We start from the raw sequence: 14,772 nt of genomic DNA on the forward strand, positions 1-14,772 counted from the left end.
TGATGGATATACCCGGATGGTCTATCTCTATCCTGCCCGATATCTGCTCAGGCGACCAGTCCTGGGTGAGCTTGGACACCACGTAACCCCTGATCACCTTGCTCTTTAATCGCATCCTGCGGCTTGCCTTTGACCTGCGCTTATCCGCTCGTACCTGAGCACGATGGTCTATGTAAAAGTCGTAGGTAGGCGAGGGGTTGCGCCGCAACTCACGCGAGATGGTAGAGGGACTCCTGCCTAAAACACGGCCCATCTCTCGTATAGATCGCCCGTCTCTACGCATCGTATCTATACCCTATGAGCGCATAAAGCGCTCAAGGGGCACGCTGTCACCTCACGCTCCTTCAGTCCAAGATGTTGGTATCTTGAGTGCATACGTCCTCAGAATAACGAAATCCCTCTCGCTTTCCAAGGTGTTGCACTTCATTATTGAACCCACGTTCGACATATTTTTTACCTTCACAAAAATAACAGCCTCTGTAATCTATAGAATCCTCGCCCTGCCATGGGTAGTAGAATCCGCCCAACTTGACCAAATCCTCATTTACATCCCAGCCAGTGATGTTGATCTTATGCTCAAATACGCCGTTGTTGTAGACGCGAAGCCGGTGCTCCTTTTTGCAATCAGACGCAATTAAAGTAATAAGAACTGGAATCAGCATTAAACCAATCCTAAGTACGCTCTTCATTATTGAACCCACAATTTCGATAGTCGTTTCAAGCCTGGTATATCGTTAATGTTGACGCCCTTTGTGGTTAGCAACTTTAGGTTCTTCAGCCTCAACAAGTATCGTACTCCCCGGTGACTATAATCACCTTCTATTAGTAACGTTCGAATATTTTGATAATTAGATAGTTTTTTTAGCGCATCATCTGTTGTGTAACAATGTAAATATAACCTGATTCTTCGAGGAATTGACTCTAGTTTACTTAGTCCCGTTCTTGAATCGATTGAGAGGTATACCCCCACCAGATTAGGGAAACGTTTCAGATCATCCAAACTAAAGTCCTTATACCTCAGGGTATAAGCGCGGTTAGGGTAGGTGATAGTCAGAATCAGGTTCGAGTCAGGTATTGTAATGACTTCGGCGTAATCCGACCGGAATCCGACAATTTTTCCGTTTGCCTCCAAAACGAAAAAAGGATGTTTATCAAAGCCGGTTTCATCTTCGAAGTAATGTAAGCCCTCACGGAAATCAATCGAATCCTCACCCTGCCACGGGTAGTAGAAGTAGTCAAGCCAGACCACATCCTCGTTAACCTCCCATCCGGTGACGTTGATTGAATCTTCAAACACCCCATTGTTGTATACGCGCAGCCAGCGCTCCTTCTTGCAGCCGAGTACGCCAATCAAGACAAGCCCGATCACCAGCAGGCTAAATGACAATCTCATCTTTTTCATCCTCCTGATGCTACTCCTAACCCTGAAGAAGTCAATAGAAACCTGACGATTAAACGGAGGGAAAGGAAGTCCTGCGTTACCTCAAATAAATTACAAAACTTATAGATCTCCACACGGCAACTTCCTCAGGTGGCTTAAATTTCCATTTCGAAAACGAGGACAAGATAAGCGAATCCCACTCAGGACTTTCTGTGCTGTCCCAAATACTCATCGAATCCACGTTACCTGCACTGTCTAACAAGAACTTAATCCCTATGAACACCGGTCGCGGTTTATAATCCTCGTAATAAGGAACAGGAAACCTCTTCACCAGATCAGAATAAGAAAGACCTCCACTAATCGAGCCCTCAACAGTGGGGAAAGAACGGGGAACCGTATCCAGACGGTGGTAAAACTCTCCTTCAATAATATAAAAGTTATCTTGATAGCACAATTCAGCAATATCTACGCTCAGGGAATCCTCAACAACCTGTCTATTCCTGGGTGGGCACCATCCGAGTCTGCCTACCAAAAGCATCACAAGCCAAAGGAGAGTTATCAGCCAGAAGATTATCTTCATTACCGCCTCGTAAGCTATTGTAGGCGAGGATGATGGTCTGTCAAGAGAACCCCATCCAAAGGATCAGCCAGAAGTTAGCGCTGATTAATCCCTAATCGCCTGACAAATGCAATAGAAACCTGAAGATTAAACGGAGGGAAAGGAAGTTCTGCATCACTTCAAATAAATTTGAAAATCTATAAATCTATGCACGGTAACTTCTTCAGGTGGCTTAAATCTCCATTTCGAAAAAGAAGATAAGATAAGCGAATCCCACTCAGGGCTTCCAGTGCTTTCAACAATACTCATCGAATCCACGTTACCTGCACTGTCTACCAAGAACTCAATATCTATGAACACAGGTGGCGGTTTATAATCCTCGTAATAAGGAACAGGAACCCCCTTCACCAGATCAGAATAAAGGTTCTCACAAAGGAAGACCTCAACAGTGGGGAAACAACGGGGAACCGTATCCAGACGGCGGTAAAACTCTCCATCAATAATATAAAAGTAATCCTGTATGGGCACGTCAACTATTTATATATATATATCGTCTAGAGTGACCCCTACCAGGTTGGGGAACCTGTCAACGCTTAGCTCATAGTGAATGGTGTCATCGTTCGCCCAAGGTTCATATATTATTGTGATAATATCGCTTGAATCGGACACGCTCGAGATGGGATTGGTCCTAAGCCCAACAATCTTGCCGTTCACTTCCAAAAGAAAAAGGGGCGGTGGAACGTAAGGGTAGCATTCCTCTTCGTAGTAATGAGAGCCCTCACGGAAATAAATTGAATCCTCCCCCTGCCAAGGGTAGTAGAAATAGCCTAACTCAACCACATCCTCGTTCACCTCCCATCCGGTGATGTTGATGGAATCAACGAACACAGCAATGGAATCCTCAAACATGGCTTCGTGATATAAGCGCAGCCAGCGCTGCTTCTTGCAGCCGGGCATGGCAGCGAGGGCAAACGCCAAGACAGCTGCGAACTTCAGGATAGATCTTTTCTTCATCACTGCTCCTCTGTAAACTATTGTAGGTATGGGAGGAGGGTTGTCAAGCGAACCCGATACCCGAAGGGGGCACGCTGAGGTTCTCGCTACAAAAGAAAAAAATCACTACCCCAGAATAGCTATCTTCTCCGTCTCGAACTCGTCACCTAAAAGCTTCACCTTAACGAAATAAGTGCCGGCTTTTATGCGGGAGTCAACGCCCCAACAAATCTCGCCTTGTTCAATTGAACGGGTAAACTTATCAATCCTCCTCCCGGTTGTATCCAGGATCTCTGCCTCAAAATCCCCGAACCAATCCCGGTACTTGATGGTTATCTCTTTACCTGAAGAAGGATTAACCTCCCAGTGCCCTGCCTTCTTAGCAGCCACTCTCATCTCTTCTCTGGCATCTTTGGCTTTAGACCTGGCATCTGGATGTGTGGAGGCGTCCCACGCCCTTGCCGCCCTCTCCCAGGCTTCCGCGCACTCCTTCCACTTGGAGTTAGCCTGCAGATGGCTCCCTCCCTTATCCAAAGAGGAGGCGTTGGAAGCCAACCGCTCAGCCTCTTTTTCGTGCGAGCGTGACTGGGATTCAAACGCATCAGAAGTAGGGTCCTCACTACTCCATTTATAAAAATCGCTATCCTTCAGTTGAAGATCTATTGCCTGTTCCGTGACGTCGTGAGTGAATGCATCTCCTGGAGTATAATTGGGTACGTCTTTACCCTGGATGTACTTAGGATCGCCCAAGGCCACAATATTCATATAGACAAGAGCGGCTTCAATAAACTCATGGTACATTGATTTTCTCAATGCAATTAAGTCCTCTAGCCGGTTGATGTTGTAGGTGATTTGGAATGTAACCTTCAGGTTGGTTGCAAGGTTGAGACCCATATCCCAAAGCTTAGCTTCAGCTCCTTCAACGAAGCCTGGGCGTAAAGTGTAATCCTGGACCCCACATAGGGCTAATGTCTGCACCGAGATCGCAGGTGACATCTCTATTCTTGCACTGTATGTAGATGTGCTTCCGTCCTTAAGAGTCATCTGAAGGATACCTTCCTTCTCAAGTATTTTGTATACCGGGTTTTCTTTCCAGGTCTCATCGTGCATACGGAATACCATTAGATCTGGATTCCTAAGAGACTTCTCCGTAAGGAGCACTAGGGGATCCTTGCGTTTCTTAAAAATATCGAACTGCTCCTGTATTTGTTCCCTGCTTAGTTCAGGCTGACATCCAAATGCCATAGCATCACCTCCAAAATGACGTGATTAAAGGTTTGACTAGTTTAGCAGCCTGGGTGAGGAAGTCCAGATAAACCTGACGAAATGATTCAAAATCGACAGTAAGAAACCGGCAATTCCTTCTCCAACTGCATGAGCCCCTCCTCGCTTATATCAACGCCCCAACCTATCCTCAATACGTCCAAGTTCTTCAACCCAAGCAGGTATTTGACCGCCGCATCCGTAATATCGACACGATCTAAGTAGAGATATCTTAGATTAGGCAACTTGCTAATGTACATGGCTCCAGTATCATTCACACCAGCTTCGGAACAATCCAGCTTCTCAAGATTTGGATGGGACGCGAGATATGCCAAACCCTGGTTACTGATATAACTCTCATACAGACGCAAATGCCTGAGATTTGGCAAACTGGCTATGGTAGCAAGCATCTCTTCGTTTATATCCTTCCCATAACACAAAAATAATGTTTCCAGATTTCGCAAGTTCTCGATATGCTTAAAACCTGCTTCTGTCACACCTTGGGAGTAGTGGTTACGAATCCTCAGATGCCAGTCCATCTCGTAAGTACATTCGTACAACCAGTCCGGAAGATGCAAACCAAACGCCTCAAGAGAATCACAGATAGTATAGGGATACAAACCAAACGCCTCAAGATAGTCACAGATAGTATAGGGTTCGACGGAAACATCCAGCCATAACTCCCTCAGGTTCGTCAGACATCCGATATTCCTCAAGCCCGCGTCGGTTAATCTTAGCTCTCTGATCGAGAGCAGCCGCAGATTTTCCATCCTTCTTAAATGTCTGAGCTTACGATTGATATTTATTCTGCGAAGACTCATGCCGTCCGAGACCAGCAATCCTCTGACGTTACTCAACTTGCTTATCCGTCTTAACTCAGCATTTGTGGGATTAATACAATAAATATACAGCCGAATATCCGACGGTATCTCGCTTAGAAGTTCTATATCATAATCATAATCGGATTCGGGATTAAATATCGGGTGTAGGATTCGCAAATCCGGGAACAGTTTAAGTGTTTGTGGGTCTATCCCATTGCAAGTAACCGTAACGATCCCCTCAAGTTCGTCAATCTCTCCGATACTTATCCAGCTAAGATCAACCCCTGCCAGTTCGCCGTTCACCATAAGCTTGCCTGAGGCGTGAGAATACTCGTAATGTATGCTATCCTCACCTCGCCAGGGATAAAAAAACTCTTGGTGAAACACGTCAGTCCTCCCACCCAACTCAACAGCATCTTCATATGGAATCCACCCGGAAACATCTATTTCATCTCTTGCCACTTCCAATTTATCAAAATCATAGTAATAAGTAGTAATAACCAGCCAGCGCGGTTCGGGCTGGGCCTGCTCTGAAGTCGGCGGCACCGTCTCCTTCTTGAAGCCGGGCAAACCTATTAAGGCTAGCCCGATCACCAGCAGGCTAAGAGTGAATCTCATTATTCTCATCTTCCTGATGCTACTCCGAATCCTGACGAAGTCAATAGAAACCTGACGAATAAAGGGAAGGAAAGGAAGTTCTGCATCACTTCAAATAAATTTCAAAACTTATAGATCTCTACACGGCAATCTGAGCAAAACTAGCCAGGGAGCTCATATCCCGCCCTTCTTGCTCGCCCATGTAATCTAGATATAGACTTTTGGGCATGTAAAGTGCTTCTGCGGCTATAGAGAGAATCGTGCATTCCATAATCTCATGCCATATACCCATCCTGACTCTGAGAAAATCGTCTTTATTGGCTTTCTCATCAGACCTTCTGATGTCGAATTGGTAAGAGAACAGAACAGGTCCCCTTTTTCCCTTAATGCGCTCATTTTTGTCCGGATCAGGTAAGTCACCAAAAAAAGATACAATTCCCGCAGGTGGAAGTTCTGGGTCGTCTGAAGTCTTGGGAAAATCCTTCTCCCTATAAGTCCTGGCAGCTTTGAAATCCAAACTAACATCGTAGCGACTTAACAATGTCAGGGCTTTTTCAGGATTCAACTTGACCTTACAATGATAGTATGATGTCCTTGCTTTGTCAACGGAGTACTTTTCGTATTGTATGCTGACTATAGCTTGAGTCTGTGCGAATCTTTTTTCTTTAGGCTCCAGTTGATCTACCCTCTCCACCTCATACCATGCTCTCCGAAAATCGAACGAGAACTCCACTTCCTCCTTGAAGTTTTTCTTTAAAAGTCCAACCTGTTTGTTAATTGCTTCCGTCATATCCTCTATCAAAGGATCAGACGTTTTTTTTGAAGAACCTCCAGATAAGGTCATGATTACCCCCTTTCTTTGGCTTTGCACCCGATCTAACCTGTATTAAAGATTTACGTAGTCCGGTAATATAAATTAAGGCTTCTGAGTTTATGGAGAGCCTTAAGATATTTCCTACCTTTACTGTTGATTTTATCGCAAAACCCTGAGATACGTAACCAGCGTAATTCCTTAAGTTTTGCAAGATGTCTCAATCCGCAATTCGTGATCCTATCGCGCTCCAAATACAAAATCCTTATGTTTAAAAATTTGGATAGTTCTCTAAGGTTCCTGTCGGTTGCATCAAAACAAAACACATATAATCTTATATCTTGAGAAATAACATCAAGTGTTTTTGATATGTTTGAGTTATCAACACTTACCCAGATACCAACTAGATTAGGGAATTTCTTCAAGCTTACTTCCAGGCATTCTTCGCAATCCCAAACGGTTGCAGTTATGACATCATGAGGTTCAGCAATCTCCAAGGTATCAACATAATTAGTATTGATCCCTACTAACTTACCGTTTACACGAAGAACCGAACCACGGTCCCAAATCTCTTCAACCCCTCCGTCAATTAATGACATTAGTCGATAACAATCATAGTTTATCGAGTCCTCACCCTGCCATGGATAATAGAAGGAGCCAATCCAGATAACATCTTCGTTCACCTCCCAGCCGGTGACGTTTATGGAATCCTCAAACTCGCCGTCGTGGTAGACGCGCAGCCAGCGCGGCTCGGGCTGGGGAGCCGCCTCTTTCCTGCAGAAGACGACTGATCCCGCAAGCGCCACAAGGCACAGAATCGTTATCTGTTTAAACATGCTCTTCATCGCCGCTCCTTTTGTGAGCCCACCTTATTCATAACAGCCCTCTCTCAGGGGTCCATGTATTTGCAATATCACATCCGGGCAGAGCGGTTCGGAGTCTATCCATCCCTGATTCGGTAACGTAATGGGAATGCAGAAAAAGCTTCTTCAGCTTGGAAAGGGTGCGAAGATACGCGAGGCCATTGTCGGTTATCAAGGGACACTCCAAGGAAAGCCGCTCAAGGCTAGCAAGCTTGGACAGATGCCGAAGTCCGAGATCAGTGATCCTCCAACCCTCAAGATAAAGGGTTCTTAGGCTGACTAGTTCCTCGAGATGCCGAAGTACCGAATCCGGAATTTCGATACCTCCCAGGTCTAAACGCTCAAGATTCCTTAGATTTGAAAGGTAAGCCAGTCCGCTACCATTGATGCTAACGCCGTAAAGCCAGAGCTCCTTCAGGTTGTGAAGTCCTGCAAGATGTGCAAGACCGGAATCGGTGATTCTCAATCCCATCAAGCGCAATTCCCTAAGGTTCGTGAGCCCGGAAAGGTGAGATACTCCTTCATCGCCTACCGAAGTGAAGCTTAACCAGAGCTCCTTAAGATTTTTAAGCCTTTCCAGGTGAACAACCCCCTCGTCTCCCAGAGGGTTGCTCTCAAGATAGAAGACCTCAAGCTCCTTACATGCTGAGAGATTGGAGAGGCCCTCTCCGAAGATAAGGTTGCCTCGGAGGTCTAAGATCTTGAGGTTCGCTAGCTTCTTAAGATGGACCAACCCTTTATCCGTGATATGGTTGCCCTCAAGACCAAGCCTTTGAAGATTGGCAAGCCCGGAAAGATAAGCCAGCCCCTCATCTGTAAGCATGGTGCGTTCCAGCCTGAGTTCTCTCAAATCCTTCATTTGCTTAAGACAACGCAGACCTTTACCCATTATGCATGCGTTGAATCCAAGTTCCAGTCTCTCAAGGCTGCGTAAATTCTTAAGATAGACCAGTCCTCTGTCCGTAATCCGGTTGCCGGTGAGATTGAGAACCCTCAACTTAGTAAGGCCTTTAAGCCAACAAAGGTCGGCATCGGCCAGTCTATTGAACTGCAGATTCAACTCCCTCAGATTGGATAGGCTTTCAAGATAAGACCAATCCCTAACCAAGCCTCTCCCAAAACTCATAGCGAAGCTGAACGTTCTGAGGCGGTCAAGGGCTTTAAGGTAAACGAAGCCCGAGCCCGTTATGTTCGTTGGATCAAGATTCAAGCTTGCGAGTCGAGGAAGTCCAGCAAGATATTTCAGACCCTCATCTGTTATATCGGTATTCAATAAGTTCAGGCCCACTATGTTTTGAAGCATTCGGAGACTTGCAAGACCAGCATCGGTTATATGGCTCGACTCCAGATTCAGGTATACCCAATCTAACCCTGAGAGGGGTTCGAGAGAAGCCAGTTCTTCATCAGTTATCTTGTAGAGACACAGATACGCTCCTTTAAGATTGCTGAACCTCTCCAGCGCCTCTAAGTCGGAGGCTTCTGCATCAATCAACTTGAGGACGGTCAGGTTAGGGAAACGCTCAAGGCGAGGAAGGTTAGCGGGATCAGCCCACGCTGCAACGACAGTAGTGAAATCAGTTATATCTCCAATATCATCTCCAAGCAGAGCCACTCCCCTTAGGGTATCGTTGACCCATAGAATGGAGTTATCCCACTTGTAATAGAGGCTCGTTTCCCCATTCCACTGGTAGGGGAAGAAGTCAAGCCAGATAAAATCCTTGCCAGGCTTCAATCCTGTAACATCCACCACACATTCAAACTTCCCATCGAGGTAGACATAAAGCCAGCACTGCCCAGGCTTTGGCGCCTCCTTCTTCTTGCAACCAAGCGCCAGAGCCAGGGCAAGCACAAGTGCAGCTGCGAACTTCAGGATAGATCTTTTCTTCATCACCGCTCCTTGCGGAACTCTGTTCCGCAGTGAACAATTGTAATCCGGAAGGGCCACCTGTCAACCTCATCTGACGAGTGCAACCCAAACCTGACGAATTCCGGGCTAGCGCATATTACCAGACGATCTCGCAGCGGGGCAGGGTTTTACGCAGCCGCTCTACGCCCTCACGGGTTACCTGAGGGTTGGGAAGATAGAAAGGGTAATTCCCCACGATAAGCAAGTGGGGATCAAAGGAAGGGTATTCCTTTTCTGAAAAAAGCTTAAGCCTGCGCAACGATGTAACCTTCTCAAGATGCACCAAACCACTATCGGTGATGTTCCTGCTATTGCTCAAATCAAGGCTCCGCAGATTGTCAAGATTCTCCAAATACGCAAGTCCGGTGTCTGTTACGTTAGTATTGATCAAACGCAACACATGGAGATTTTTTAGCTGGGAAATATAACGCAGGGCTTTGTCGCCAATCGCACGACTGTTTATGTTCAGCTCAGTCAGATTGTTAAGGGCCTTAAGGCGCCTGAAACCCGCCTCTTCAATAGTATCTGACTCAAGAGTCAGTCTCCTAAGATTTGAGATTCGTGCGATTCGTGAAAAGTCTTTGCTTGTAATTTTTAGCGCGGAGAAAAAGAACTCTCGCAGGCCCCTGGCCAGACAAAGAAAACTCAAGCCCCAGTTCTCCTTCTCGCAGGGTATCGCCTTTAAAAATTTGAGATTCGGCACCAAGGCAAAACCTAGAAAGTCAAGATTGGAGATATCATTATAAGAAATATAAAGATCAATATCTTTGGCCTTCGGTATCTTCATAAGATTGGAAACGGCCAAAAGGGTAGGGGTCTTGCCCATGTGCAGCGAATAAAAAACACCTATAGTGGCGGCATTAGGGTAGCTCTTCAAGCTGTCCAGTTTTATCTGCCCGTCATCAAACAAAGTCACAATGTCATTGGGGGAACCCACTGAATCTGCTTCATATCTGCAGTTGCTTAGCCCAACAAGCCTGCGGTTTATCCACAAGTAACTTCCATCATATGTGTAATAAATGGTATCTTCACCCTGCCAAGTGTAAGGTATTATGTATGTGACGTCTACACCACTTCTCACAAAAACCAGTGCATCCTTGTCCGGTTCCCAGTCGGTAACGTCAAGCACAATGACATCCGTAGGCCGAGGCTTGTAATCCTTGGAGATGTAAAGCGTATCCAACAGGGGATATGCCTCACGCACCAGAACCAACTCTCGAAACTCTCTTTTCCCTTCTGACGTCTGTGTCTCCTTCTTGCAGCCAAGTACGCCAATCAAGATAAGCCCGATCGCCAGCAGGCTAAATGACAATCTCATCTTTTTCATCCTCCTGATGCTACTCCTAACCCTGAAGAGTGCAACCCAAACCTGACGAATTTCTTATGCACTGTTTTTATCACTCCTTAAGTCTCGTTCAACATCTTAAAATTAGAGCTTCAAGTCAACTCGCGAGTTCTCCCAAAATAGCACTCTTTGCTTCCTTCCATAAAAATTAACCTGTTACATGAATAAAATATCCCGGTAGCTCAACGGCTCTAAGTTTTGGCAAGCATCTAAGACGGGATTCTATCATGGCTTCTTCCCATTCAGTTGTTCCATCTGGTACCCAAAACGTGACCCTCCTCACCCCCCTCATCCTACATAACCAGCGGGTCCATGATAAGTCGTCTTTGAAGTCTTTGCCTGTAAGGGTTATCTCCAGGACCCTTATATTTCGAAACCTCACGATATTAGAGAGCACCTCAGGGGTAATGCTGACTTGAGAGAGTATCGGAGGGATAATATCGACCTTGAGCCTGATGTTTCGAGGTATGGAGTCAAGTCCCTTAGTATCCTCTGCGGAGTAAACCCCCACGGGCATCATCACTAAGTTCGGAAGAAGCTTGAAATTAGAATCATACCTCATTAGTGTGAGAACCGCTCCTTTGTAAGGCATGCTTTCTATGTGAACATCAAAGGGGTCTACGCCGGCAAGCCTGTCATTTACGACAAGGTACGAATATGGTGGGAAAATATTTGTATCTAACGACGGGAGATAGAACGAGTAACTTATCGAATCCTCTCCCTGCCATGGATAATAATATCTGTCTATTTTAACCACATCTTCGTTTTTCTCCCAGCCTGTGACATCAATTGAGTCCCTGAACTCCCCCTCCCAGTAGATTCTCAGCCAGCGCGGTTCCTTCTTGCAGCCTAGCGCCGCAGCAAGGACAAGGATAACGATCGCCGCCGCTTTAAGCATCTTCTTCATCACTGCTCCTCTGTAAACTATTGTAGGTATGGGAGGAGGGTTGTCAACCCCTACGTGTGTTACGAAGATAATAGAACAAAGCCCTGTCAGATTAGTGAGGGGTGAGCCAGAAACCATTATAGAGGGTAGGAAGAGACATACGCTCGGCTATACTTCATCCACCTCACTTCAAGTACTCCTGAACCCACAATTGGCTATGCCGCCATGAATCTAAATATATTAAATTCAGAGGAGTTGTCAAGGTCGCTCCCGTTTTTCAAATACTGTAACCTTGAGATAAGTATCGGCGCTCTAAGGATATGGAGAGATAACTGGTTGGCACCAGGCGAACACAAGGGCTACGTGGCTCTTACGCCCAAGATGATCCAACTAAAAAGATAGGGACTTGCTCTTAAGGGTGCAGCGTGTCCTTTGGGAGCTTTCCGAGCGCGCCTTTGAACGAGCCAAACAGTACTCGTGGGTCTCAATCGTTGAGGGGCGGCTGCCTTACTACCACGAGGTAGCCGGCTTAAACAGGGAAAGATAACCGATTCTCAGAAGGGACCTATGGGCAGCACCGTTCTTCCAAGATTCTCGTTTAAGACCTCGGCCATGGCCAGATAGATCGCCGAAAGTCCGCATGCAATCCCTTCCCAGCCCGCGATGCGGGTGAAGATCAAAGCGGTGTTGCCCGTGGTCCAGTGCGCGATCGCCAGAAGCCAGAAGAGGATTGCTAGCGTCAGGAACACCACGAACAGCGCCGCGTTCTTCTTCAGGGTGCTGAACATCATCGTGAACGTAAAAAGCCCCCAGAAGAAGAAGTACCAGGCAAGGAACGCCGCAGAGGTCAAATCAAGACCCAGCCTGGGGGCAAGCAGGATGAAAACCAGCGAGAGCCAGAACAGGCCGTAGGATATAAATGCGGTGGTGCCGAAGGTATTGCCCTTGCGGAACTCAAGGATACCTGCGATGATCTGGGCCATGCCGCCGTAGAAGATGCCCATCGAAAGGATCATAACGCTTATCGGAAAGAAGCCGGCATTGTGAATATTTAAAAGCACGGTGGTCATCCCGAACCCCATCAGACCGAGCGGTGCGGGATTGGATAGTTTTTGTTCCATCAATCTCCTCCTTTGGTTTGGCGGATTATACGAGGTAAAGGAAGACTGTCAACTTTGGATGGGCAATACGCCTTCATACTGCCGTCGGTTTATCATTGTGATACTATTTAGTCGAATTAATCAAAACCGCCTTGACATACCTCCCCCCCCCTAGCGCCTATAATAGATTCATAAAGGAAGGACAATAAAGCCCTTCTTTAAGCCAAGGAGAACGTTATGTCCAAAAAGGCCCTAATCGTCATCGCCGCGGTTGCAGTGATGCTCGTGGCCGCCACAAACGCTTATGGCTACTGGGAACTCTGGAACGGTTGGTTTAACTCAGGACACCTCACCTTCGTAGAGAGCCCCTACTTTGACTATGTGGAAGGTGAAGGCATACTTGAGGACCTCACCGATGAAGACGTCGATACGTTTTTCGTCAGTGCTGTATGTATCTCCACCTTCACCTGCACCGAGAAAGGCTACACCATCAAGCTTTGGCCCGGGGCCAGCGGCTCGAAACCCACAGGTCAAAGGGGCCAAAAAGAAGTCAATGAAGGCGCTACCTGGACAGGTTTTGCGAGATTCTATTACGGGAGCCAGATCCTTGTGGAGTTCGACGTCGTCGAAGGCACCTGGGATACAAATGACTATTACGACTACTTCAACTATGTCCCTGATCCGCCTACCTATAGCGCAAACTGGTATTTTGGCAGCAGCAATCCTCCAGGCTTTACAGGAGGAAAAGGCGGTAGCGCAGGCGAGCGGATAGACTACAGTCCGTAAGGAATCCAAACCCTTGGAGGAGGGGGCTTGCCCCCTCCTCTTTCCCTGGCCTTGACATTGCCCAAGAACCGCTTATACTGAGACAAAAGGAGGCAGTAATGCTTAATATAAGTCTTTTGGCTTTAACCCTGTGGGGTGGGGTTCTTGTAGAACCCTTTCGCATCGCCGAGGCTGAGCCAGGCCATCATCAGGGCTGCCTTCGCGCGGGCATGGCCTCTGACGGGCGTTTTGCCATTGCATGGTTGGACCACCTGCAGGTTGATTACCCCCCCTTCTGTGAATGGGAGCTTTTCGTGCGTTTCTTTGACCAGGACGGCAGCCCTTTAACCGACGCCTGCAAGATAACCAAGGTTGCGGACACCCACCGGATAGGCGGTTCCCATCTTGACATGGATTCGGCAGGGAATACCGTCCTGCTCTGGACAGAGCATCCTTATCCGAATCCTGATGAGGGGTTTTTACGTTTACAGCTTTTTGACACGAGCGGCAATCCCCTGGGTTCTCCTCAGACAGGCTATCAGGGATATGTCAGTCGGAACGACAGATCGGTTGCGGTGAGTCTTAACGACAAGGGCGAGTTTGCCATAGTCTGGAATGGCGATACGATTTACGCCAGGCGTTATTCTTTCGAGGACGGGCCGCAGGGTGATCCATTCAGGGTTCACGGCGATCTCCCTGATGATGTCCATTTCCGCTATCCTGGTGTGGCGCTGAGCGATGCAGGCGACCTGGTGGTAACCTGGTATAAGTATGAGCTTGGCCAATCCTATCCCAAGTTTCAGGTATTTGATGCCGAGGATGAGCCTATTCTGCCCTGGGAGCCGATGGGGCATCTGGTGGAGGAGGATAGCTCTAGTGGCACCCGGGTTGAGGCTTACTGGCTGGATAACGACCGTTTCGTGATGTTCTGGAAAGATCCGAGTGGTTATCCGATTACTGTGGGTCGGGTGTTCAGTGATCGTGGTCTGACTCGCCATCCCATACGCGGGCTGATATGGGAAGATTCCTTGTGGCTTCTCCATGGCAGTTCAGAAGGCTGGTATTCCACCGCTGTTTCGCCTAACGACAGCTTTGCCTATACCCACATGAGAACCTACTTTAGCAATCCTGACACATCTGATCCGTCGAAGGACCGCAGCTGGGAGCATGGTGGAGGGATACTGGGATATATACAAGACAACGAGCCTATACGCAGGACCACCCTGTTTGAGTACACCCCGCCCTGGGGCGCAGATAGCGTGCTCATTGATCCTCACAATCTGTATTACACTCGACCTCCTGCGGTTGCCTGCTGTAATGATCGTATCGTTTGGGTGTACTCCCGCTTCAACACCGACACCATCTTCGAGGCCTTTGCAATGATCACCGACTGGGACATGGGGATAGGGGTAGCGGAGCCACCGATTGTTGAAAAGCCGCCCAACTGGGAAGTGATAACCTCCATCGGTTCTCAAATAGTGC

Annotated in this window: 16 protein-coding genes; 2 read left to right on the plus strand and 14 right to left on the minus strand. The window is 47.3% G+C overall.

The window, feature by feature from the left end; all coding sequences use genetic code 11:
* The 14 genes from CEE36_10900 to CEE36_10965 form a co-directional block, all read right to left on the minus strand.
* Positions 1-253: IS30 family transposase (locus CEE36_10900; protein ID TKJ37888.1), on the minus strand; the 253-nt coding region annotated here is incomplete at its 3' end.
* A gap of 91 nt (positions 254-344) precedes the next feature.
* Positions 345-689: a hypothetical protein gene (locus tag CEE36_10905; GenBank protein TKJ37889.1), complete on the minus strand. Its 345-nt coding sequence runs from the start codon at positions 687-689 to the stop codon at positions 345-347.
* A complete protein-coding gene (locus tag CEE36_10910; GenBank protein TKJ37890.1) occupies positions 689-1,402 on the minus strand; it encodes a hypothetical protein in 714 nt (237 codons plus the stop codon). Before CEE36_10910 ends, CEE36_10905 begins: the two co-directional genes overlap by 1 nt.
* A gap of 76 nt (positions 1,403-1,478) precedes the next feature.
* Positions 1,479-1,961: a hypothetical protein gene (locus CEE36_10915; protein ID TKJ37891.1), complete on the minus strand. Its 483-nt coding sequence runs from the start codon at positions 1,959-1,961 to the stop codon at positions 1,479-1,481.
* A 153-nt stretch (positions 1,962-2,114) separates the two neighbouring features.
* Complete coding sequence (locus tag CEE36_10920) at positions 2,115-2,468, minus strand: hypothetical protein (GenBank protein ID TKJ37892.1); 354 nt, start codon at positions 2,466-2,468, stop codon at positions 2,115-2,117.
* Positions 2,469-2,477: 9 nt separating this feature from the next.
* Complete coding sequence (locus tag CEE36_10925) at positions 2,478-2,954, minus strand: hypothetical protein (protein ID TKJ37893.1); 477 nt, start codon at positions 2,952-2,954, stop codon at positions 2,478-2,480.
* Positions 2,955-3,059: 105 nt separating this feature from the next.
* On the minus strand, positions 3,060-4,178 hold the full coding sequence (locus CEE36_10930) for a hypothetical protein (GenBank protein TKJ37894.1): 1,119 nt from the start codon (positions 4,176-4,178) through the stop codon (positions 3,060-3,062).
* An 86-nt stretch (positions 4,179-4,264) separates the two neighbouring features.
* Positions 4,265-5,635 (minus strand): hypothetical protein, encoded by a 1,371-nt coding sequence (locus CEE36_10935; GenBank protein ID TKJ37895.1) that lies wholly within the window; start codon positions 5,633-5,635, stop codon positions 4,265-4,267.
* 118 nt (positions 5,636-5,753) lie between these two features.
* The gene (locus tag CEE36_10940; protein TKJ37896.1) at positions 5,754-6,458 is read right to left on the minus strand and encodes a hypothetical protein; all 705 of its coding nucleotides are present in this window, start codon (positions 6,456-6,458) and stop codon (positions 5,754-5,756) included.
* A gap of 50 nt (positions 6,459-6,508) precedes the next feature.
* Positions 6,509-7,270, minus strand: a complete 762-nt coding sequence (locus CEE36_10945) for a hypothetical protein (GenBank protein TKJ37897.1) — start codon at positions 7,268-7,270, stop codon at positions 6,509-6,511.
* 28 nt (positions 7,271-7,298) lie between these two features.
* Positions 7,299-9,176 carry a hypothetical protein gene (locus tag CEE36_10950; GenBank protein TKJ37898.1) on the minus strand — a complete coding sequence of 626 codons (1,878 nt, stop codon included), beginning with the start codon at positions 9,174-9,176 and terminating at the stop codon, positions 7,299-7,301.
* Positions 9,177-9,291: 115 nt separating this feature from the next.
* Complete coding sequence (locus tag CEE36_10955) at positions 9,292-10,521, minus strand: hypothetical protein (GenBank protein TKJ37899.1); 1,230 nt, start codon at positions 10,519-10,521, stop codon at positions 9,292-9,294.
* A gap of 166 nt (positions 10,522-10,687) precedes the next feature.
* A complete protein-coding gene (locus CEE36_10960) occupies positions 10,688-11,446 on the minus strand; it encodes a hypothetical protein (protein ID TKJ37900.1) in 759 nt (252 codons plus the stop codon).
* A gap of 533 nt (positions 11,447-11,979) precedes the next feature.
* Entirely contained in the window at positions 11,980-12,546 is a 567-nt protein-coding gene (locus CEE36_10965; GenBank protein ID TKJ37901.1) for a hypothetical protein, read from the minus strand.
* 216 nt (positions 12,547-12,762) lie between these two features.
* Here CEE36_10965 and CEE36_10970 point away from each other — a divergent pair, with 216 nt between their 5' ends.
* On the plus strand, positions 12,763-13,311 hold the full coding sequence (locus CEE36_10970) for a hypothetical protein (protein TKJ37902.1): 549 nt from the start codon (positions 12,763-12,765) through the stop codon (positions 13,309-13,311).
* Between the two features lie 98 nt (positions 13,312-13,409).
* The coding region (locus tag CEE36_10975; protein ID TKJ37903.1) for a hypothetical protein at positions 13,410-14,772 on the plus strand (1,363 nt) is incomplete at its 3' end.

It is taken from the genome of candidate division TA06 bacterium B3_TA06, assembly GCA_005223075.1.
Taxonomy (GTDB): domain Bacteria; phylum Hydrothermota; class Tepidihabitantia; order B3-TA06; family B3-TA06; genus B3-TA06.